The organism is Microcoleus sp. PH2017_35_SFW_U_B, from assembly GCF_020737865.1.
Lineage (GTDB): Bacteria > Cyanobacteriota > Cyanobacteriia > Cyanobacteriales > Microcoleaceae > Microcoleus.
Genome location: NZ_JAEQDE010000033.1, coordinates 22,309 through 43,334 on the forward strand (window position 1 = coordinate 22,309; position 21,026 = coordinate 43,334).

Annotated in this window: 20 protein-coding genes; 13 read left to right on the plus strand and 7 right to left on the minus strand. The window is 46.9% G+C overall.

The window, feature by feature from the left end; translation table 11 throughout:
• The first annotated feature begins 56 nt into the window (after positions 1–56).
• The gene (locus tag JGK36_RS08075; RefSeq protein ID WP_293178221.1) at positions 57–731 is read left to right on the plus strand and encodes a 5-formyltetrahydrofolate cyclo-ligase; all 675 of its coding nucleotides are present in this window, start codon (positions 57–59) and stop codon (positions 729–731) included.
• A gap of 92 nt (positions 732–823) precedes the next feature.
• Positions 824–1,600 (plus strand): fumarylacetoacetate hydrolase family protein, encoded by a 777-nt coding sequence (locus JGK36_RS08080; RefSeq protein WP_293177996.1) that lies wholly within the window; start codon positions 824–826, stop codon positions 1,598–1,600.
• Between the two features lie 124 nt (positions 1,601–1,724).
• Here the strand turns inward: JGK36_RS08080 and JGK36_RS08085 are convergent, their stop codons facing one another.
• Positions 1,725–2,198 carry a Tic20 family protein gene (locus JGK36_RS08085; RefSeq protein ID WP_293177999.1) on the minus strand — a complete coding sequence of 158 codons (474 nt, stop codon included), beginning with the start codon at positions 2,196–2,198 and terminating at the stop codon, positions 1,725–1,727.
• Position 2,199: 1 nt separating this feature from the next.
• Between JGK36_RS08085 and JGK36_RS08090 the strand changes: the two genes are divergently transcribed.
• Complete coding sequence (locus tag JGK36_RS08090) at positions 2,200–2,448, plus strand: hypothetical protein (protein WP_293178002.1); 249 nt, start codon at positions 2,200–2,202, stop codon at positions 2,446–2,448.
• Here the strand turns inward: JGK36_RS08090 and JGK36_RS08095 are convergent.
• Complete coding sequence (locus JGK36_RS08095; RefSeq protein ID WP_293133771.1) at positions 2,441–2,638, minus strand: hypothetical protein; 198 nt, start codon at positions 2,636–2,638, stop codon at positions 2,441–2,443. The genes JGK36_RS08090 and JGK36_RS08095 overlap by 8 nt on opposite strands.
• A 310-nt stretch (positions 2,639–2,948) precedes the next feature.
• On the opposite strand from JGK36_RS08095, the gene glyA reads away from it, so the two are divergent.
• The 5 genes from glyA to aroQ all read left to right on the plus strand — a co-directional run bounded on the left by glyA (position 2,949) and on the right by aroQ (position 8,626).
• Entirely contained in the window at positions 2,949–4,232 is a 1,284-nt protein-coding gene (gene glyA / locus JGK36_RS08100; RefSeq protein ID WP_293178005.1) for a serine hydroxymethyltransferase, read from the plus strand.
• Between the two features lie 597 nt (positions 4,233–4,829).
• Positions 4,830–5,885, plus strand: coding sequence for a glycosyltransferase family 4 protein (locus JGK36_RS08105; protein ID WP_293178008.1), 1,056 nt, complete (start codon positions 4,830–4,832; stop codon positions 5,883–5,885).
• Positions 5,886–6,081: 196 nt separating this feature from the next.
• Positions 6,082–7,338: a competence/damage-inducible protein A gene (locus JGK36_RS08110; protein ID WP_293196673.1), complete on the plus strand. Its 1,257-nt coding sequence runs from the start codon at positions 6,082–6,084 to the stop codon at positions 7,336–7,338.
• Between the two features lie 595 nt (positions 7,339–7,933).
• Positions 7,934–8,071, plus strand: a complete 138-nt coding sequence (locus JGK36_RS08115; protein WP_293178014.1) for a hypothetical protein — start codon at positions 7,934–7,936, stop codon at positions 8,069–8,071.
• Positions 8,072–8,185: 114 nt separating this feature from the next.
• Positions 8,186–8,626 carry a type II 3-dehydroquinate dehydratase gene (aroQ, locus tag JGK36_RS08120; RefSeq protein WP_293178224.1) on the plus strand — a complete coding sequence of 147 codons (441 nt, stop codon included), beginning with the start codon at positions 8,186–8,188 and terminating at the stop codon, positions 8,624–8,626.
• Positions 8,627–8,706: 80 nt separating this feature from the next.
• Here aroQ and JGK36_RS08125 read toward each other — a convergent pair whose 3' ends face one another.
• Positions 8,707–9,075 (minus strand): hypothetical protein, encoded by a 369-nt coding sequence (locus tag JGK36_RS08125; RefSeq protein WP_293196674.1) that lies wholly within the window; start codon positions 9,073–9,075, stop codon positions 8,707–8,709.
• Positions 9,076–9,138: 63 nt separating this feature from the next.
• Complete coding sequence (locus JGK36_RS08130) at positions 9,139–9,345, minus strand: hypothetical protein (protein WP_367120246.1); 207 nt, start codon at positions 9,343–9,345, stop codon at positions 9,139–9,141.
• Between JGK36_RS08130 and JGK36_RS08135 the strand changes: the two genes are divergently transcribed.
• Both JGK36_RS08135 and JGK36_RS08140 read left to right on the plus strand, forming a co-directional pair.
• The gene (locus JGK36_RS08135; protein ID WP_293191011.1) at positions 9,346–10,488 is read left to right on the plus strand and encodes an ADP-ribosylglycohydrolase family protein; all 1,143 of its coding nucleotides are present in this window, start codon (positions 9,346–9,348) and stop codon (positions 10,486–10,488) included.
• A gap of 458 nt (positions 10,489–10,946) precedes the next feature.
• Positions 10,947–13,499 carry an HDIG domain-containing metalloprotein gene (locus JGK36_RS08140; protein ID WP_293178026.1) on the plus strand — a complete coding sequence of 851 codons (2,553 nt, stop codon included), beginning with the start codon at positions 10,947–10,949 and terminating at the stop codon, positions 13,497–13,499.
• Between the two features lie 159 nt (positions 13,500–13,658).
• Here the strand turns inward: JGK36_RS08140 and JGK36_RS08145 are convergent, their stop codons facing one another.
• On the minus strand, positions 13,659–14,135 hold the full coding sequence (locus JGK36_RS08145; protein ID WP_293196676.1) for a nuclear transport factor 2 family protein: 477 nt from the start codon (positions 14,133–14,135) through the stop codon (positions 13,659–13,661).
• 111 nt (positions 14,136–14,246) lie between these two features.
• Positions 14,247–15,113: a carbohydrate ABC transporter permease gene (locus JGK36_RS08150; protein ID WP_293196677.1), complete on the minus strand. Its 867-nt coding sequence runs from the start codon at positions 15,111–15,113 to the stop codon at positions 14,247–14,249.
• 66 nt (positions 15,114–15,179) lie between these two features.
• On the opposite strand from JGK36_RS08150, the gene rpsF reads away from it, so the two are divergent.
• Positions 15,180–15,515, plus strand: a complete 336-nt coding sequence (gene rpsF / locus JGK36_RS08155; RefSeq protein ID WP_293146945.1) for a 30S ribosomal protein S6 — start codon at positions 15,180–15,182, stop codon at positions 15,513–15,515.
• Between the two features lie 219 nt (positions 15,516–15,734).
• On the opposite strand, the gene JGK36_RS08160 is transcribed toward rpsF, so the two are convergent.
• Positions 15,735–16,481, minus strand: coding sequence for a creatininase family protein (locus tag JGK36_RS08160; protein ID WP_293178029.1), 747 nt, complete (start codon positions 16,479–16,481; stop codon positions 15,735–15,737).
• Positions 16,482–17,203: 722 nt separating this feature from the next.
• Between JGK36_RS08160 and JGK36_RS08165 the strand changes: the two genes are divergently transcribed.
• Both JGK36_RS08165 and JGK36_RS08170 read left to right on the plus strand, forming a co-directional pair.
• Complete coding sequence (locus tag JGK36_RS08165) at positions 17,204–17,944, plus strand: response regulator transcription factor (RefSeq protein ID WP_293178035.1); 741 nt, start codon at positions 17,204–17,206, stop codon at positions 17,942–17,944.
• 473 nt (positions 17,945–18,417) lie between these two features.
• Entirely contained in the window at positions 18,418–20,589 is a 2,172-nt protein-coding gene (locus JGK36_RS08170) for an alkaline phosphatase PhoX (protein ID WP_366516545.1), read from the plus strand.
• Positions 20,590–21,026 lie beyond the last annotated feature (437 nt).

Consider the following 21,026-nt stretch of genomic DNA (forward strand, 5'->3'; position numbering starts at 1 on the left):
TCCTTAAAATTCAAGGACTAAAGTCCTCACTACCAACGATTTTTTATGACTGTATGATGAACACTTCTCAACCTTCATTAACTAAAACCGAATTAAGACGATCGCTCCTGAACACCCGCAAATCCCTATCAGCACCAGAATGGAGACAAAAGAGCGAGATCCTCTGCAACCACCTGCAAAACTCGCCCCTGTTTACGGAAGCAAAAACAATCCTCGCCTACTTTAGCTTTCGCCAAGAACCAGATTTAAGTCCCCTATTTACATCTTCTGTGGAGCAGGCAAGATGCCTGCTCAATTCTGGAGACAGGCAAGATGCCTGTCCCACAAATGCGATTCCCACCCCTAAAAAATGGGGATTTCCCCGCTGTGTCGGCAAACAGCTATCCTGGCACATCTGGCAGCCCGGAGATGCTTTACATACTGGAGCTTATGGCATCCTAGAACCGCTGCCTGATGCTCCGAAAATAGACCGCTCAGAAGTAGATTTAATCCTTGTACCCGCTGTAGGTTGCGATGTTCGCGGCTATCGCTTGGGCTACGGCGGCGGCTATTACGATCGAATGCTCAGTTTAGCTGAGTGGGAATCAAAAATTGCGATCGGCACAATCTTTGAATTTGCCTTCCTAGCCCAGCTACCAGTAGACTCCTGGGACAAAGCGCTGCACGGAGTTTGCACCGAAAGCGGGTTAGAAATGATACAGGAAAAATCCCAAAGGTCGATCGAGCAATAAATTTTCAGTAATTATCCCTAGATTCGTGTTTATATGTATCCTACTGAAAGTCCTATTTAATCTAAAATCCAAAATCTAAAATCTAAAATATTATGGCCCAGCGCTACGTTCGAGTTAAAACAACACAAGGACACATCCATTACGGTTTGCTGCAACTTAGCCGCAGCGTTCAAGTATTTGATGCACCTCCCTGGTTAAAAGGACAACCAACTGATTTGGAACTTGCACCAGATAGTTACCAAATTCTCGCCCCGTGCTCTCCCTCAAAAATTGTAGCCGTCGGCAAAAATTATGTCGATCACGCCGCCGAGATGGGAACTCCAGTACCCGAAGAACCGCTGCTGTTTTTCAAGCCTCCCAGCGCTGTCATCGCAGCAGGTGGAGCAATTCGCTATCCGCAGCAGTCGGAAAGGGTAGACTACGAAGGAGAATTGGCCCTGGTAATTGGCGAACATTGTACCAACTGCACTCCCCAACAAGCACATGGCAAAATTTGGGGTTATACCATCGCCAACGACGTAACAGCCAGAGATTTGCAAAAGCGAGACAACCAGTGGGCGAGGGCTAAAGGGTTCGATACGTTTTGTCCTTTGGGGCCTTGGATTGTCCGCGAATTGAGTCCTGCTGCACAGTTACAGACTTTTGTCAATGGGAGCGATCGACCTATACAGTCATCTCAGATCGATCGCATGGTATTTTCCCCAGACTTTCTCGTCTCCTACATCAGTCAAATCATGACCCTAAATCCCGGCGATGTGATACTGACTGGAACGCCCCAAGGAGTTGGGCCGCTGCAAATAGGCGATCGAGTCCGCATTGAAATTGAAGGCATCGGCAGTCTTGAAAATATCGTAGTTATTGGTTATTAGTTATTAGTTATTGGTTATTGGTTATTGGTTATTGGTTATTAGGTTTGATCCGAATAAATAACAAATAACAACCAACAAATAACAACCAACAAATAACAACCAACAAATAACCAATAACTACTTACTAACGTACCTGCATATAAACAGCGTCCGAAATGGGAGGAATCTCTGCATAGCGTCCCAAAGCCGATTGAACCACTGCATAGAAAAATGCAGCTAAAGCGCCTAAAAACACCATATTATACAGAGTCTCTGCAATAAATGCGACTTGGAAGCCTTTTGCAAAAATTGGCAAAACCAAACCGCAGAGCATCAAAACAATGTCTAAAAGAATCGCCTGCATCGCATTAAAACGAATGAAGTGACTGATGTTTTCGTTTCTAACTACTCCTAAATACAGGGCAAAGAAAATAACCAAGCTAGCAAAGGGCAAACTATAAATTTGCATCAATGGAGATAGCGGTATCAACAACAGTTGCAGGACAGGAAACTGTGTAAACAGAAACCTACCAAAGGCAAGCCCGTCAATCAGCGGTAGCAAGTAAGGCAAAGAAGCAAAAATCCGGTCTGGAACAGTCGTAGATCCGCGCCAAGTCATAATGAACTCTCCTGAGTCGATCGATAAACTATCAATTCGCATTAAATTCAGGATAACGCAGCAGCAGGCAAGCGTTCCGACTCGCCCGGAATTTGCCCACACGAGCAAGCCGAGTAGATTCATGGGTACTTATATCAAGTCGGGTTCAATAGTCACCATTCCCGATGCCCCATTCCCGATGCCCCATCCCTCCGCTTCGCTTCGCCAAATTCCCTGTTTGGCCAATTCCCGATGCCCGATGATTATTTAATATTGGCAATGACGAAGCCCATTTGACACTCGTATCGATCGGGCAAATTTTCCGTAGGTTTGGCAACTGGATGACCGCAGCGAAGCTCTCCACCGCTCCAGCGCGGTTGGCCAGTGCGATCGGCGAGCACACAACTTTGGCAAACACACTGAGGGGCAAGCATCTGATTTTCCATTAGAATGACTAACATTTGATACCTCCGGCAGGTTCCACACCAGTAATTTCATTGTATGTCAGGAATTTGGGACAAACGGCTTAACCTGAACACAACGTAATATTTATGTCAATGGTGCGAAATCCGTAGTATGGTACAAGATCCCCAATTCCCAATCCCCAAATTTCTGAAGAGGTTGATTATTGTGACCAAGAATTTCTTGATGGTACAAGCCCCCGGATCGAGCCGTGGAATCAATCCTTGCATCTAAAATCTCAAATCCTCTCTTCCCCCGACTTGAGCCGTGGGGTCAATCCAAAATCCAAAATCTAAAATCTAAAATCGAATGACGGACACTAACTTAGACTTCCTTTCCAAAACCGATCCGCTAATTGCCGATTTAATCGGGCAAGAACTCCAGCGGCAGCGAGATCACCTAGAACTGATCGCCAGCGAAAACTTTACCTCCGCAGCCGTAATGGCAGCTCAAGGCTCTGTTTTGACCAATAAATACGCCGAAGGGCTGCCAGCGAAACGCTATTACGGCGGCTGCGAATTTATTGACGGCATCGAGCAAATCGCGATCGATCGCGCTAAAGAGCTCTTTGGCGCAGCCCACGCCAACGTCCAGCCCCACTCCGGCGCTCAAGCCAACTTTGCAGTATTTTTGAGCTTGCTAGAGCCAGGGGACGGAATTATGGGCATGGATTTGTCCCACGGCGGACACTTGACCCACGGTTCGCCGGTTAATGTATCCGGTAAATGGTTTAAAGCTTTTCACTACGGCGTCAACAAAGAAACTGAACAGCTCGACTACGACGAAATTTTGGCACAGGCTAAAGCAAACCGACCAAAATTGCTGATTTGCGGCTATTCGGCATATTCGCGAATTATCAACTTTGAAAAGTTTAGAGCGATCGCCGACGAAATTGGAGCTTACCTGCTCGCCGACATCGCCCACATTGCCGGATTAGTCGCCACAGGCCATCATCCCAGCCCCCTCGCCCACTGTCACGCAGTCACCACCACCACTCACAAAACCCTGCGCGGCCCCCGTGGCGGCTTGATTTTGACCAATGACCCCGAACTGGGCAAAAAGTTCGACAAATCAGTATTTCCCGGCACTCAAGGCGGCCCCTTAGAGCACGTGATTGCGGGCAAAGCTGTAGCTTTCGGCGAAGCATTAAAACCGGAATTTAAAACTTATTCCGGTCAAGTAATTGAAAATGCGCGGGCTTTAGCTGCACAGTTGCAGCAGCGGGGTTTAAAACTCGTTTCCGGCGGCACCGACAATCACTTAATGCTAGTAGATTTGCGATCGGCAAACATGACAGGCAAGCGAGCCGACCAATTAGTCAGCGGTGTGAATATTACTGCTAATAAAAATACGGTGCCTTTCGATCCAGCATCGCCCTTTGTCACCAGCGGTTTGAGACTCGGTTCGCCCGCGATGACGACAAGAGGAATGGGAACAGCAGAATTTACCGAGATTGGTAATATTATTGCCGATCGACTGCTAAATCCAGATGATGAAAGCGTCGCCGCCGAATGTCGGCGCCGAGTAGCCGCACTGTGCGATCGCTTCCCGTTATACCCGCACTTGTTCTTGAAAGTGCCGGCATTAGCTTAATTTTCCTGATCGGCAATGGGGAATTGGTAGTTGGAAGTGTACGGTTCAGTTGACAGTTGACAGTTGACAGTTGACAGTTGACCGAAGGAGAGCGACCTCTACCTAGAAGGAATAGGATGGGAGTAATGAATAGTCTGATTTTAATTTCTCCCGATCAAGGAGAGGCTTTCAACCAATTCTTTCTGGTAAAAAGGTAAAAGAGCTACAAAAGATTGAGAGTTGTTCCTTGCGATCTTGACAAGCAGTTTTTATCGAAAATCTCGATCGCGAAAGGCAGTTTTTACTAAAAATATTTGTCGAGCGGCGCTGGTTTGATTAACGGTATTTGTCGATCGCGAAAGATACCGCTCAACTCAGCTCGCTTGGCAAGTATGGATATCGAAAAAGTCGATCAACATTGCGATTGAAAGACGATTAATTCGAGAGGAATCATTTAAAAACCTGACAATTCGCATCCTGGCAACTTCCACTCCGGCAAATCTCCGGCTCCCAAACCCCCAGTCGCTCTTAAAAATGTTTCCTGGTTACAAGCCATCTGAAATGTAGTAGACTCTGCCTGACAGTATAATTGCCCGCACTATTTAAAATTAATTTCAGATGCCGCACCAGTATCTGTATCATGTACTCGCTTTTCTGGTTTCTGCGAGCGTCGTCCTCTGGAGTACGCCAATAGTCAAAACCATTGGTCTCAAAAGCGGGCGAGTCGATCGGCCAGGCGAGCGAAAAGTCCACCAGCGCCCCATGGTACGCTTGGGAGGAGTCTCTATCTTTCTCGGCACTCTGATTGCCCTGTTATTTGTCTGGCTCTGTGGAGGCTTCATCGATGCTAGCGGACAAGTTCTCAATCCCAAAGACGAATACCAAGTTTGGGGAGTCACCCTCGGCGGCATCGGATTCTTCCTCATCGGTTTAGCAGACGACTTGTTTTCGCTCTCAGCCATCAAACGCTTGCTCATGCAAATTGGCGTATCCAGCATCGCTTGGTACGCGGGCGTACAAATTGAGTTTCTCACAGTTCCCTCCCTGGGACTGACGGATCTTGGCTGGCTGAGCTTGCCCATTACCGTGATTTGGCTCGTCGGTATGGCCAACGCCATTAACTGGATTGATGGTTTGGACGGTTTAGCAGCCGGAGTTTCGGGGATTGCAGCAGTTGTGATGCTGATTGTCAGTCTGTCGATGCACCAACCGGCGGCGGCCCTAATTGCAGCGGCTTTAGCTGGTGGCACCTTGGGATTTCTACGCTACAACTTCAATCCGGCTCAAATCTTTATGGGAGATGGCGGGGCTTATTTTATCGGGTTTACTCTCGCTGGAGTGGGAGTAATTGGGTTAGTTAAAACTACGGCTGTTACTTCTGTGTTACTGCCATATTTAATTTTAGCTGTACCGATTTTAGATATGTCGGCGGTGATTCTCGATCGGCTCCGTAACGGCAAATCGCCCTTTATTGCTGACAAACGCCACCTGCACCACCGACTCCTAGAAGCCGGACTATCCCATAGATTTGCGGTTTTATTTATTTACTCGCTGACACTTTGGGTAGGAAGTTTAGCCCTAGCTTTTTCAGTTCCAAGTGGCATAGTTTACGCTATGGGAGCTACAAGTTTGCTGGGATACGCTAGCTGGAAAGTTTGGAGGCACGCAAGATAGACAGTTGACAGTTGACAGTTGACAGTTGACAGTTGACAGTTGTTAGTTGTTACTTGTTAGTAAGAATCACCAATCACCAATCATTAATGCCCAATGCCCAATGCCCTGCGCGGGCCTTCTTCCCAATGCCCAATGCCCAATGCCCAATGCCCAATAACCAATCTAAAATCCAAAATCTAAAATCTAAAATAGAATAATGGTTGCTGAAATTATTTGTGTTGGCACTGAATTGCTGTTAGGCGATATTCTTAATAGCAATGCCCAGTTTTTAGCGAAAGAATTAGCGAGTTTGGGCATCCCTCACTACTATCAAACAGTTGTGGGAGACAATCCAGAACGCATTAAACAGGTGATAGAAATAGCTATAGGTCGATCGCAACTTTTGGTCTTCACCGGAGGCCTCGGCCCCACACCAGACGACCTCACAGTCGAAACAATCGCCGATTATTTTGGTGTTCCCCTCATCGAAAGGCCGGAAATTATCGCCGATATCGAACAAAAATTTGCTCAGCGGGGACGCACCATGAGCAAGAGCAACCGCAAACAAGCTTTAATTCCCGAAGGTGCGGACATTCTATCAAACCGGACAGGTTCTGCACCGGGGATTATTTGGCAGCCGGTTCCCAATGTCACAGTGATGACATTTCCCGGGGTACCGGCGGAAATGCACTTGATGTGGCAAGAAATCGCCGTTCCTTACTTGAAAAATAACGGCTGGTGCAGTGCAACTATTTGCAGTCGCACGTTGAAATTTTGGGGAATTGCTGAGTCGGCACTCGCGGAAAAAGTAGATAATTTTCTGAGTTTAACTAATCCTACTGTTGCTCCCTACGCCAATCACGGCGAAGTCAAACTGCGGATTTCGGCCCGCGCCCAGTCGGAAGCTGATGCTAAAAAGTTAATTGAGCCGATCGAACAACAGTTGCTACTGATTACTGACTTAGACTGTTACGGTGCCGATACCGATACCCTCGCCTCGACTGTCGGTAAATTGTTGCTGTTGGCTGGCGAAACTCTTAGTGTGGCTGAATCCTGCACGGGAGGAGGGTTGGGAGCGATGTTGACCAGTGTTGCCGGCAGTTCGAGGTACTTTTTGGGTGGAATTATTTCCTATGACGATCGGGTTAAGGAAGGATTATTAGGTGTTAATCCCCAAGATTTAGCCGAATTTGGCGCAGTCAGCCAGCAAGTCGCAAAACAAATGGCTGCGGGAGTGCGCGCCAGTCTCAACACCACTTGGGGATTGAGCATTACAGGCATCGCGGGCCCAGGAGGCGGCACGGATGCTAAACCTGTCGGACTGGTTTATATCGGTTTAGCGGGCCCCGAGGGCGAGACTGAAAGTTTTGAATACCGTTTCGGCTATGCCCGCACTCGCGATTGGATTAGAAATCTGAGTAGTTGTACGGCGCTCGATCGGCTCCGGCGTAAATTATTATTGGCAAAAGCGTAGAAAACCTCTAACACTTTGTCAATTGTCAATACTCATCCTTAAGCTTAAGCTTTATTTAATAATTGCAGTCCGAGATATTTCAGTAATTTTCCCCTTGCCTATTGATTATCTGTAAAGATTCGTTATGATAATAAGACAGGGCTGATTGGCAAATACACTGATTCTCTCCTTTGCTTAAAAGCGTTGCTCCCAACAACCAGCAAGCGAGAAAGCAAGTTTGACCTTTGGTTTCAAAGTCGTGCTTGCTTATTTTCAGGGATTTAGCCGTCGGTTTAGCTAGCTCGGCGGGAATCCCCACGACCTAATCTTTGATTTGGGGTGGGATGAAAGCCAGGTTTGTGAAGGATAGAAGGTTAACCGATTCCGTAGGACTCTTAAATCTTCACAGCCTGAACAAACAATCCTTGATCTAGTGCAAAAACAGTGGGGCTGGACGTGTTCCTCACTATAAAACGCCGAGCGAGAGAAACATTTTGGAGTACCTCGAAGGAAGATCTCGATATCCTTAACAGGACTCAGATGCCTACGCTGTAATCTTTGATTCAGAGTAGGAGCGTCACCAATCTAGACTATAAAAAAAGGAGCTATCCGTTCAATGGAAGACATTGAAAAGGTGCTGGAACAAATTAAAGAATGGGTTCGCAAGCTGATAGAAGGACTGCTGAGTCCAGAAGCTCAACCGGAACTCGAACCGATTCCTATTCCAGTCAACCAACCCAGGCATCGCCGGTAGTCGGGACTAGATGTGAAATCTGAGGTTTGAGGTTTGAGGTTGAAGACTGGTTCTAAATCCCAAGTCAAAACTCTCAAAAATCTCATAAATTTTGTTGCGCTGGAATTTTTAAAATTGTTAAATATCCTGGTACTTCACGGCCCTAATCTGAATCTATTGGGTCAGCGAGAACCTGGAGTTTATGGTTCTGCGACTTTAAATGATATCAACAAGTTGCTAGAACGAGAAGCGCAAGCCCTCCAGGTGCAAGTCTCTATTCAGCAGTCGAATCATGAAGGGGTTTTGGTGGATGCAATTCACTCAATGTTAGGGCAGCACCAAGGCTTGTTGATTAATGCTGGAGCTTATACTCATACGAGTGTGGCAATTAGAGACGCGATCGCCGCTGTGAATATCCCTGCGGTGGAAGTTCATTTGAGCAATATTTACCGACGGGAAGCTTTTCGGCACCACTCGTATATCGCGGCGGTGGCGATCGGGCAAATCAGCGGTTTTGGCTCAGAAAGTTATCGGCTGGGGCTACAAGCTCTAGTTAGTTATGTGATTAAAAATTAAAATTTCACCGATTTTCGAGATCGGATGAGGGCCGGTTTTAGATGGAAAACCAGCCCTTATATGTTTGGCTTGAATTCAAATTAATCAGAAGAATGGGTAATGGGTAATGGGTAATGGGTAATGGGTAATGGGTAATGGGTAATGGGTAATGGGTAATGGGTAATGGGTAATGGGTAATGGGTAATGGGTAATGGGGAATCGGTAATGGGTAATGGGGAATCGGTAATGGGTAATGGGGAATCGGTAATGGGTAATGGGTAATGGGTAATGGGGAATCGGTAATGGGTAATGGGTAATGGGGAATCGGTAATGGGGAATCGGTAATGGGTAATGGGTAATGGGGAATCGGTAATGGGTAATGGGGAATCGGTAATGGGTAATGGGGAATCGGTAATGGGTAATGGGGAATCGGTAATGGGTAATGGGTAATAATAATAATGACGAAGCAAAAAATAACCAATAACCAATAACTAATAACTAATAACTAATAACCAATAACTAATAACTAATAACTAATAACCAATAACCAATAACCAATAACCAATAACCAATAACCAATAACCAATAACCAATAACCAATAACCAATAACCAATAACCAATAACCAATAACCATAATAACCACTGACCACTGACCACTGACCACTGACCACTGACCAATGACCACTGACCAATGACCACTGACAACTGACCAATTAGTAGCAACTTGAGTTAAATTCAAATGCGGCATTCCCTGTTGAGCAAGTTTCAAGGAACCATCCTGGGGGCAGTTTTAGGAGACTCTATAGGCCTGCAATACCAGAGGCAACTAGCGGGTATCCTCCCCCAAACCGAAGACTTGCAGCCGATTTTACAACTGACAAAACACCAACAATTTACCCTGAATGGCGCAATATTAGCCTTGAATTCTCCCAACACCAAAATACTCAGGGGCAAATATTCCGAATGCGGGAGACTTGCAGTAGCGTGCGCTCAAAGTTTAATTCGGTGTAACGGTTTAGATTTAAAAGATTGGCGCGATACTTGGGAAGTATTGGCAAAGTCGGAAATATACCATTCTCCAAACACAGAGTTTCAAAGCCTGCTTAACCCTTGTGAAGCTGCGGTTGCTGCGCTGCCATGCGTGATGTTTTTTCACGAAAATAAGGCCAAGCTGCGAGAAAAAATCATGCTGGCGACAGATGTTTTGCCCAACGAAAATAAGGCACAGTTGCAGACAGCAGTGTTAGCTATAGGATATGCGATCGCCCGATCGCTCAAACAAAGACTTGACCCCGGGACAGCGATCGAACAAACCATTGCCTACCTAAACATAGATACTGCCTTAACCGAGTTGCTGCGGCAAGTGCAAATACTACTAGAACAGGGAGCCGATTTAGAAACAGCCACCACTCACCTGTGCAAAAGCGCCACAGCTTTGCGAGGAAAACCAGAAGAGGGCGAGAAACAATCAGAAACTCACTCAAATGTCAATCCAGGAAATTTTATTCCCATTGCCCTAGCTTTCTACTGCTTCTTGAGCACCCCAGAAGACTTACGCTTGTCAGTAGTGCGGGCCGCCCGTAGCGGGATAGCCGGACAACTCACCTGCGCTTTGACGGGAGCTTTGTCAGGAGCCTACAATGGCGCTGCTGCGATTCCTGTAGAATGGCGACAAGTATTGTCGGCGGTTGAATCGCAGCCGCTAGTCGAGGGCCGAGAACCCTCCCTGTGGGGAACGGGCAGCGATGCAAAAATTTTGGAGTTAGCAAGTAACCTGTTTGCAGTTTGGGCTGGAGTTTACAACCCTTCGGCGGGGCCCGATTCCGCAGCCCTAGCCCGCGCAGTGGCTGCACCTTATGTCATTAGACCTCGAAAAATATAAAGTTGGGAGCTTTGAACAGGAGGGGAAAGCAGAAATTAGAAATTAAGAATTAGCAGTTAACAATTAGCAATTAGCAAGTGACAAGTGACAGCCAAAGGAGAGCGACAATTAAAAATTAACAAGTAACAACTTAAATCGGAGGTGCTTGCTTCCTCAAACCAGATTTCTAGGAAAATATAGGATTGGGAAACTAGGAATCGACCGAGAAAGCGGGTTTTTAGCCACACCGCACGAGAGCTGTTTGAGATAGACAAGGGCAGGAAATAAGCAGCAGAAGCTTGAGGACACTGCTGGCGTTGTTGGCGACACTTAGGAAATCGAACGGCTGTCGAGAGTCCGGTAAGTTAGCCTGCTAGTTTTGAATATTCAGGTACGGTAGTTCGGATAAACTCAATCAAGATGCACAGTCAGAATTTCTGACAAAGCTGCTGAGTAACAGTGATATATCTTCGACACAAATGAATACGCTCTCCTCATTAATGCGACAGATTGAGCAGCTAGGGGCTACGCGCTCGCTGCGCCAACACATTGCTCAAGTGCAAAATGGTGACAGTAAAACAGATGCCGATCGCCCTGGCGGGCCTCTCCTGAGCCGTTTTTTGCCCCAGAAATGGCCTGGGCCCGAGACTTTCATTAGATTGACAAGTAAAACCTCAAAATCTAGCCTCAAAAATCAGGCTCGTTCCCCGATGTTGGCCCTGGTAGCAGTAGTTTCGCTCAGCAGCACTCTTGGCCACCGCTTCTACAACCAGCCGAAATTGGATGTGGGGACGAAAGCTCCTCAGACGATTAAGGCTCCTGCTAGTGTTAGCATCCCCGATCACAAAACTACTGAAGAACACCGTTCATCAGCACGAATCGGGGCTGTACCGATATTAATGCTCGATCGCGCGGTCGATCGACAAATCGAGCGAGAATTGCAACAATTTTGGCAACAGGGGAGCCAACTCCGGCGGGCGGTAAGCCCGTTTCCATTTGCGCCGCCCTCGGCGCTCTCAAATGCGGCTCAGGTTTACTTGAGGGGGTGTCCGGAGTGGGAGTGGCGATCGATTTTGGCGCAAGCAGGGGACAACAGTGCAAATTTTGAGCGGTTGAATTTGAATTCCCCGGCAATTGCTGCACCGACGGATAACAAGTCTCAGCAAGATGCGATTGCTCAACTGCAAGCTTACAGCCGATCGGTCGGAGCAGCAGATTTTCAAAGCCTGACAGATAGTATTTCCGAGGCTCGCGGGCGCTATGCCAATGCTGTGGAGGCGCTTGAAAAACCGTCGGTTTCCGCGCTCCGAAAGATTTATGATACTTCCCTGTTTGATTTGTCGGATGCAGCTTGGGAGAAAACCCAAACGGGTATGAGTCGGGTGGCAAAAATGATGCTGGCTCAAGGTATCCCGCAGGGGTTACCAAAAGAGATTTTGAAAGAAGCTGTGAAGCTGCAAGTCGCAGACGAAGTGCCGTTAGAGTCCCAAGCTTTGGCGGTTGAGGCTTTAAGTGCGATTTTGCAGCCAAATCTGGTGAGAGATCCCGAGGAAACCAAACAGCTAGCGGAATTGGCCGCGCAAAAGGTGAAACCGGTGACGATCGCCGTAGAGAAGGGCGATATTATTGTTGCAGAAGGAAAACTTATCGCGCAGCAAGATTTTGTATTGCTGGACTATTTTGGTTTGAGCCGGCGGGGTGTAAATTGGTTGGGGCTGGCGGGTTTTGTTTGTTTAGTCGCGGGGGCTATTGCGATCGTGTTGCTGGTAGAAAGGCACTACCGCTTGCGCCGGAGAGATCATTTGCTGTTGCTGCTGCTGACTTTGAGCGCGCCGGTGCTGGTGAGTTTGGGGCTGCCTTGGACGACTTTACCCGCGATCGGGATTTTAGCAGGCGGCTTCTACGGTTCGGCGGTGGGAGTGACTGTGGTGGGGCTGCTGTCGGCGCTGCTACCCATTGGCTTGGATGTAGAGTTGATTCATTTGGTGGCTAGCGCGGCGGGGGGATTGCTGGGCGCTTTTATGGCCGGGCGGTTGCGATCGCGCGAGGAATTGGCTCTTCTGGGCGTGGCTGTCGGCTTGACTCAGGGCAGCGTCTATCTGGTGGGGACTTTGATTGCTAGCGCTGCTGCCGGTGCGATTTGGTACGTCGTACTCGGTACGGTGGGTTGCCAAAGTTTGGCTGGTTTGGCTTGGAGCGTGGTGGCGATCGGCATCAGCCCTTATTTAGAACACGTTTTCGACTTGATTACCCCGATCCGGCTAGCGGAACTTGCCAATCCCAACCGCCCGCTGTTAAAGAGGTTGGCTGCCGAAGCTCCGGGGACTTTTCAGCACACGCTATTTGTGGCTAGTTTGGCGGAGGCTGCGGCGAGGGAACTCGGCTGCAATGTTGAGTTAGTTAGAGCTGGTACGCTATACCACGATATTGGAAAAATGCACGACCCAAGCGGATTTTGCGAAAATCAAATGGGCGGGGGCAACAAACACGATGAAATTAATAACCCTTGGGCGAGCGCCGAAATTATTAAAAAGCACGTTACTGAGGGGATGGTGATGGCGCGCAAGCATCGATTGCCGAAGGCGATTCAGGCGTTTATTCCTGAACATCAAGGCACAATGTTAATTGCTTATTTCTACCATCAAGCGCAGCAAATTGCTGCAAAAGAACCTGAAAATTTAAATATTACTTTGGCTGCTGCGGACAATTCAAAGTTAGCAATCGAAAACCGGGAAGTGAGGGAGCAGGATTTTCGCTACGACGGGCCGATTCCGCAGTCGCGGGAAACTGGAATTTTGATGTTGGCGGATTCTTGTGAGGCTGCTTTGCGATCGCTCAAGGATGCCACTCATGAGGAAGCTTTGAATATGGTTAATCGGATTTTGCGGGCGCGCTGGCAGGATAATCAGTTACTGGATTCGGGTTTGACTCGGGAGAATATGTCTTTAATTGCGGAGATTTTTGTGCGGGTTTGGGAACAGTTCAATCACAAGCGGATTGCTTATCCTAGTGCAGTTTTTACTCCGAGGTAGAGACTTGCAAGTTAGATTTTTGGAGAGATTTACTATAGTAAAAATACCGTTATTAGGTTCGTAGTGAGGACTTCAGTCCTCTGATTTTATGCGGACTGAAGTCCTCACTACGAACCTATTTAAGGTTAAATCATCCCCAAATCTAAAATCTAAAATGGTTTAATATGTAGCGCGAAGAGCACCGTGAACCTGAGGATTGCCGCTGACAATTACTACAGTTTGCTTGATTCCGTCAATCAGCCAATGTCCGTCTGTTGTTTGAATCAAAGAGTGAAAATAGTTTCCTGCTGTATCCAGCCGATTCTCTCCAGCTTGGCGACTGGGGTCAAGTCGATAAATTTGGTATGCAGACTGACATTTGGCTGTATTGTGATGAATAGTTACTTCATGATTCGTGCTGACGTGCAGCGTTAGCAAACCTGCAAGTCCCTCTACCCGCTGTTTTATATATTCTTCTGCGGTTATTCGTCTGGGATTTTCACCCCGAAAGTCAGAATAGTCGATATCTATTTCGTCCGCTAGGTGCGATCGCAATTTCTCCCAGTCTTTGGCGTCGATCGCATTTGCAAAGCCTACGATCGTATCTACGATCGCAGCGCGGTCAACAATCCCCCGGATCTCTGGCAGTTCGTACATAAAAAATAAATTTTGTGAGTTGTATGAAGAAGGAAGAAGGAAGAAGGAAGAATTTTAGACTAACAATGCCCAATGCCCAATGCCCAATGCCCAATGCCCAATTCCGTAATTCTATCCCTTGACTCCGGCGGCAGTTTCTGTCGGCACAATGTATTTTTGCAACAGCAAAAACAGTCCTAAAACTGGAATAATGGAAATAATCGAACCCGCCGCCACCAAACGCCAATCCAAAGAAAATGTTCCAGCTAAATTCGCTACACCTAAAGGTAACGTGTAATATTCGGGTCTGTCTAAAACTAGCAGCGGCCACAAAAAGTCGCTCCAAGAACCGATAAATACAAAAATTCCTAAAGTAACTAAAGCCGGCTTAATTGCCGGAATCATCACGTGCCACCAAATGCCTAATTCGGTGCAGCCGTCGATGCGGGCGGCTTCTTCTAATTCCTTGGGAACTGCTAGGAATGCTTGCCGCAATAAAAATATGCCGAAGGCTGAGGCTAGTCCGGGAAATATTACGCCTAAATAGCTATTTTTTAATCCGAGTTGTACTGTCAAAATGTACAGCGGAATCATGACTATTTGGAAGGGTATCATGATTGTGGAAATAATTGTAATTAAAATGGCTTCGCGGCCGCGAAAGTTAAGTCTGGCTAAGGGGTAAGCCGCAAGCGCGCAAAACAAAACATTGATGCTGACTGTGAGGCCTGCAATCAGGGTGCTGTTGAACAGGTAGCGCCCGAAGGGGTTGGTTTGCCACACTTTGATGAAGTTTTCGAGGGTTGGCTGTTGCGGCCACAGTTGCGGGGGATATTGAAAGATGTTTTCGCTGGGGGACTTGAGGGATGTACTGAGCAGCCACAGCAAGGGGAAGAGCATTAAAAGTGCGATCGCGCTCATCATCCCATAGATCCACAGCGTACTCCACGACGATCGACTGCGGTTTGGGGAATTTGATTTTTTAGTTTTGAGATTGTTCATAGTTGGTATATGATGATAAGTCCTTGCTTCATGAGAAGCCTTGTTGTCCATAAGGGAATTATTGCCATGAAACCGTTTATTTACGAAACAATGTACATTCTGCGCCCTGACTTGGGTGAAGAAATGACTGACCAGGCGATCGCGAAATATCAAACAATTTTGCGCGATCAAGGTGCTGAAAATATCGAAACTCAGCACCGCGGCAAGCGTCGCTTGGCTTACGAAATCGGCAAGCACCGCGACGGGGTATACGTTCAAATGAACTATACAGCTCCGGGCGCTGCAATTTTTCCTATGGAACGCGCGATGCGTCTGAGCGAAGAGGTGATTCGCTATTTGACGATCAAGCAAGATGTCCCAGATGCACCTGAAGCTGAAGCTGAAGAGGAAGCTGCTGCCTAGCATTCGTGTCTAAGGTATGTTGTTGGGCTTCAGCCCTCTTTAGACATATATATAAAGAGGGCTAAAGCCCAACAACGTACCTTTGGGCTAAAGCCCAACAACGTACCTTTGGGCTAAAGCCCAACAACGTAACTTCTATAAAACCGCCCTGCTTTTTAAGCGAGATTTAGGGATATCTGGCTTCGGATCGAAACCAGATTTATCAAGTTCACGCAATTGTTAATCTGAGTTTAAAAACTCCAAATAATTGTTAGTCAATTCTTTGACTGCTAAATCGTGAAATTGTTGGCCATGTTCGGGAGTTGCTAAGGCAGGATTTGAACCCATTCTCCCGTCGGGAAATCGGCGGCGGAAGTCAGCAGCACTATAAATTTTGTGCCCAGATCCAACTTCTTCCGAAAGCGGTGCTTGCTTGATTGCTTCTGGATAAAGGTACTGGGTTACAGCAACTTCGCTGGGGGTGGCGTGGGAACCTTCTTGGTTTCCGTACAATTCTTTGGCGAGTTTGTAGACTGAACCGCACATGAACCAGTTGCCGATTTGACACTGGATTCGATCGGCATTTGCTAGATTCAAATCAGACAAATGCGCGTATGTCTCGGAAAATGCTGCTTTCATCGTGGCAATATTGCCGCCGTGACCGTTAATAAAGAAATATTTCTCAAATCCAGCTTTTGCTAAAGATGTGATATAATCTCTGATTACGAGAATTAGGGTCTGCGGTCGGAGGCTGATGCTACCGGGAAAGCTGGTGTGGTGCAAAGCCATGCCGACATTAATTGTCGGGCCGACTAAGGCATTGGCTGCTTCTCCGACACTCTGGGCGATCGCACCAGCAGTAATCGCGTCAGTTCCGATTAAACCGGTGGGCCCGTGTTGTTCGGTGGAGCCGATCGGGATAATTATGCCTCGGGAGCTCTCAAGATAAGCTTCAACCTCGGGCCAGGTACTCAAATGCAGCAACATTATAGGCAATCTACAGAATTTTTACTTCGTATTGTCGATCGTAGCGGGCCTGGGTCAGTTGTAGGGCGATCTGCTTTTAGTGCGAGCGTCCCCGCTCGCGTCCAACCCACCAAGCTCGCGTCCAACCCACCAAGCTCGCGTCCAACCCACCAAGCTCGCGTCCAACCCACAAAACACTATTCCTCAAAAACCCGTCAGATTGCCAGATTAATCGTTAATTTAGCCCAATATTTTTCCAGTTACCAAGTTTTCGAGCGTAAATCCGATCGAGATTGTATCTTCAACCAAAGCTGTAGGGTTCGGTTAAACTTTAAGAACAACATTACTCATCTTTAATAAATTAACCATTTATTTACTAAAACTTTACCTTTTGATAACCTTTTGCCTGTACGATAAAGCCATCTCCCTATAGATTGGGTGTAACCTGGTCAATTAAAAGCGGGCAATGTTTTACCAAGTAATACCGACCCCGAACAATGACCAGGCTTCTAACGCCTGGACGGAGGCAGACAGCGCAGCTATCGCAACTGCTCAACGGCTATATTTCTTGCACGAGCAAGTAGAAATAGTCGAGCGTATGTCTGTCGGATGGACTGGCGAAAGATTATAAGTGATTGAATAGTCGATCGTTCATAAAAAGCGATCGCAGCGCTAGAGTGCCTCAGCTACTGAAGAAGGCACCTCCCGCTAGCCACATACAAACACAACTCCCACTGATATTTATGTCTTCTGCTGAATTAAGCGAAAGTCCTTCAAGGCTGGCTGTTGGACAAGCCGGCCGCATTTTGTTACTCGAAGGTGAAGACCTGTTGCGGGAAATGCTAGCTTTAGCTCTGAAAGAACAGGGCTATGAGGTGGTGGTTACTAGCGACGGGCGCAACGCTCTGCCTTCTGTGCAAGCTTCCTCGTCATACCACGGTGAATTCGGTTTCAACCTATTAATTATGGACTCAATTAATGGTTTAGATCTGTGTCGAATGTTACGACATCAAGGAAATCCCGTTCCTATTTTGATTATCGGTGCTAGAGGAAGTGCAAACAACTGCGCTTTTTATCTAGAAGCCGGATCGGATGATTATCTCACCAAGCCTTTTGGAATGCGGGAGTTTATCGCCCGGTGTCGGGCACTGATGCGGCGCCAGCGCCTCGGTCAGTTGCCACAACCGATGATGCTGCAATATAAGAACATAACTCTGTATCCTGAAGAGTGCCGCGTCTTGGTTCACGGTATTGAAGTAAAATTTTCTCCTAAACAGTTTCGCTTACTAGAACTATTTATGAGTAATCCCCGGCGAGTTTGGTCTCGCGATCAGTTGCTGGAAAAAATTTGGGGTCAAGATTTTATCGGAGACAGCAAAACAGTAGATGTTCACATCCGCTGGCTGCGCGAAAAGTTGGAAATCGATCCGGGTCAACCGGAATATATCATTACAGTACGGGGGTTCGGCTATCGATTTGGTTGATTGTTTTAATCTGTTGTATGGTTACAAGTTCGAGTTAAATATGACGTAGGTAGGGATACAACAATGTTGTGTCCTTATTTGTATGTATGGGGCAATTATTGATGAGGTACGTTGTTGGGCTTCAGCCCTCTTGAGACGTATAGATAAACGGGGCTAAAGCCCAACTACATACCTTTATTAAATTGGAATATATTCTTAAGTCCAGCAAATTGTGTTACAAAAAGCTAGAGATTAGTGTTCGAGTGCATAGGTACGTTGTTGGGCTTCAGCCCTCTTGAGACGTATAGATAAACGGGGCTAAAGCCCAACAACATACCTTTCAAAAAAATGACCGTCAATTGAGTTTATAGTCTGCGGATAATTAGTCCTTAACCATTTTTTTACCTATGACTATCAAGCGTCGATAATTCCTACTTTTCTTGGGTGCAACGGGCGGTAGTGTTGCACTCAATTCTTGCCAACAAAAATTTGCCATGCCCTTCTCACCGCCAGTTAACTCTGCCAAGAGTGTGGATAATATGGCACGAGGCATAAACTTCCAACCAGTCAAAGGGCCGATGCCTTTACTAACCAGCAGCACCTTAACAGAAACTGGACAATTCATCCCCATTAGCAGTGCGTCCACCCAGCAGCAAATGCAAGCTTACAGCGCTTACGAAGTAGCCGACGACCTCCTGCTTCCAGAAGGCTTTACCTACGATATCGTAGCTGCTTGGGGAGACAAAGTGGGCGATTCTCACTTCGGCTACAACAATGACTATCTCTCCTTTGTAGAAACTGGCAAAAATCAGGGATTGCTAACTGTTAATTTCGAGTACATCAGTGCCAAGCCCTGGATACAAACTTATCAAAAAGTTATTGGGAAATCTCTGCCTTTTGCTAAGTTAGAAGCGGCAGCTACCTCCGCCGGAAAAGTGGGAGTCAATGCCTTTTCTGCGTCGGAAAAAGACCAGACAAAAAAAATGGTTGCGGAAGTGTCAAAAGCAGCTTTAATTGAGGTGGGAATCGGGGTAATTTCTATCAAAATAAATGATGATGGCAAATGGGTAAGAACGCATTCTCCAGCCGATCGCCGAATTACGGGTATTTCCGGCCTAGAAGACGGGCGCTACCTCAAATCCACCGGCCCGGCGGTAGCCGTGTTCAACAAAAAAGGTAAAGGCTACTCGGACAAGTTGGGCGCAAAAATCATCGGCACTTTTAATAACTGTGCGGGCGGGACTACGCCTTGGGGAACGGTTTTTAGTGCGGAAGAAAACATCCAGAATTTCGTACCGGAACCTGTGTTTGCAGACGGTACATCCTTCGATCCAAGCAATAAAAATTTCTACATAGATAAGGAAGAAATTGGCGGTTTAGGGAATGTCTTCGGCTTGGCGGGTAATAAATACGGCTGGATGGTAGAAGTAGATCCGGCTAACCCCAAGGACTACGGCACCAAACACACTTGGCTGGGACGCTGCCGCCACGAAGCTGTAGGCATTCGCGTAGTAGCCGGAAAACCATTAGCATTTTACTCGGGGTGCGATCGGCGCAGCGGACATATTTACAAATTCGTCAGCAAAAACGCAGTTAAAAACCCCAAAGATAAAGCTAATTCCCAGCTATTGACAGACGGAATGCTTTATGCTGCCAAGTTTAACGCTGACGGCACCGGTAGGTGGATTCCATTAAAAACTGACACGCCTGTCAATCCAGATTTGCCTAGCCTTCATGGAGGCGGAATGATTAATTTGCCGCTGCGTCCCGCAGGCGGTTTTGTCAAAGTCGAAAAAGATGCAGAAGCAGTTGCTTTTAAACAAAAATTCAAGACTTTAAATGACCTCTACGAAGGCACAGCTAAGGAAAAACAAGGTGCAATTTTAATTGATGCTCATTATGCCGCAAGTGCGGCAGGAGCTACTTGCACTGCTCGTCCCGAAGACACTGAAATTGCTCCTGATGGTTCTCTCTACATTACCTTTACTTCCGGTTCTGCCAGCGATAGCGACGGCGGGCCGGATTTGCGAATTTTTCAAGGGAAGGACGGCAAATCTTACGAATACGGCTGGATTATGCGCTTAGTTGAAGAGGGTAACGAGCCATCTGCAATGACTTTTCAGTGGAAAATGTTTGCGACGGGTGGCGAACCGGCTTCGGGCGGATTGGGTTTTTCTAATCCAGATAATTTACTGATTGACAAGGGTGGCAATGTTTGGATGGTAAATGATATGTCTTCTGACAAACTGAATGCACCTGTTGCTGCGGGCCGAGTTGATAAAGATGGGAAACCGATTAGCCAATCTAATTTGCGCGGTTTGTATGGTAACAATGCAATTTGGTTTTTGCCGGCTTCTGGCCCCAATGCTGGGGAGGCTTTTTTGTTTGGAATTGGGCCGATGGAGTGCGAAACTACTGGGCCGTTTTTTACTGAGGATGAAAAGACTTTGTTTTTGTCAATTCAGCATCCAGGAGAAATTAACGGAATGCGGCAGGATATGGCGGCAGACGATCGCAATTTTGCCATGAAGACTATTGATGGTAAGGAATTTTTGCAGACTCGAAAAGTGCCCGTAGGATCGAATTGGCCTCTTAAAACAGTTAATAATCCACCTAAACCTGCGGTGGTGGCAATTCGGCGGGTGAATTCGCAGCCGTTGACTTAGTTTCAATTTGAGCGCAAAGGGCGATCGTCCTTTGCGCTCAAATCCGTCAATCGAAAACCTAAGTATGTCGGGTGCTTGTGTCTGCACCTTACTGCTATTGGGCATCTTGCAGGCGATCGCTTATGGCTTATGGCTTATGGCTTCTGCTATGAATTTGTACGATCGATAAATTACCACCACAGCCCAAAGCTTGCACTCCCGGCACTTTGACTTAAAAAGTGCAACAAATGACCCAGCGCTCGCAATATTACCTCTATTTATTGTAGAATCGAAAGCAGGCGTTTGTATTTATTCATTCATGCACTAAAAAATGTTGTAGAGTCGAGCGGTGCACGCTTCTGTTCAAAAGTTGCACCTCAAAAATCAGCAGACTCTGGCAAGACGGAATAACCAGAATAAAACTTACGAAAAGAAACCGGGTTTTTACAACAAATCTT

Coding starts and splice junctions, on each gene's coding strand:
- JGK36_RS08110 (WP_293196673.1), top strand. CDS start 6,082: ATGGTTGCTGAAATTATTTGTGTTGGCACTGAATTGCTGTTAGGCGAT.
- JGK36_RS08170 (WP_366516545.1), top strand. CDS start 18,418: ATGCCCTTCTCACCGCCAGTTAACTCTGCCAAGAGTGTGGATAATATG.
- JGK36_RS08145 (WP_293196676.1), bottom strand. CDS start 14,135: ATGTACGAACTGCCAGAGATCCGGGGGATTGTTGACCGCGCTGCGATC.
- JGK36_RS08115 (WP_293178014.1), top strand. CDS start 7,934: ATGGAAGACATTGAAAAGGTGCTGGAACAAATTAAAGAATGGGTTCGC.
- JGK36_RS08140 (WP_293178026.1), top strand. CDS start 10,947: ATGAATACGCTCTCCTCATTAATGCGACAGATTGAGCAGCTAGGGGCT.
- JGK36_RS08135 (WP_293191011.1), top strand. CDS start 9,346: ATGCGGCATTCCCTGTTGAGCAAGTTTCAAGGAACCATCCTGGGGGCA.
- JGK36_RS08075 (WP_293178221.1), top strand. CDS start 57: ATGAACACTTCTCAACCTTCATTAACTAAAACCGAATTAAGACGATCG.
- JGK36_RS08080 (WP_293177996.1), top strand. CDS start 824: ATGGCCCAGCGCTACGTTCGAGTTAAAACAACACAAGGACACATCCAT.
- glyA (WP_293178005.1), top strand. CDS start 2,949: ATGACGGACACTAACTTAGACTTCCTTTCCAAAACCGATCCGCTAATT.
- JGK36_RS08090 (WP_293178002.1), top strand. CDS start 2,200: ATGAACTCTCCTGAGTCGATCGATAAACTATCAATTCGCATTAAATTC.
- JGK36_RS08105 (WP_293178008.1), top strand. CDS start 4,830: ATGCCGCACCAGTATCTGTATCATGTACTCGCTTTTCTGGTTTCTGCG.
- JGK36_RS08150 (WP_293196677.1), bottom strand. CDS start 15,113: ATGAACAATCTCAAAACTAAAAAATCAAATTCCCCAAACCGCAGTCGA.
- JGK36_RS08095 (WP_293133771.1), bottom strand. CDS start 2,638: ATGTTAGTCATTCTAATGGAAAATCAGATGCTTGCCCCTCAGTGTGTT.
- rpsF (WP_293146945.1), top strand. CDS start 15,180: ATGAAACCGTTTATTTACGAAACAATGTACATTCTGCGCCCTGACTTG.
- JGK36_RS08160 (WP_293178029.1), bottom strand. CDS start 16,481: ATGTTGCTGCATTTGAGTACCTGGCCCGAGGTTGAAGCTTATCTTGAG.
- JGK36_RS08165 (WP_293178035.1), top strand. CDS start 17,204: ATGTCTTCTGCTGAATTAAGCGAAAGTCCTTCAAGGCTGGCTGTTGGA.
- JGK36_RS08085 (WP_293177999.1), bottom strand. CDS start 2,198: ATGACTTGGCGCGGATCTACGACTGTTCCAGACCGGATTTTTGCTTCT.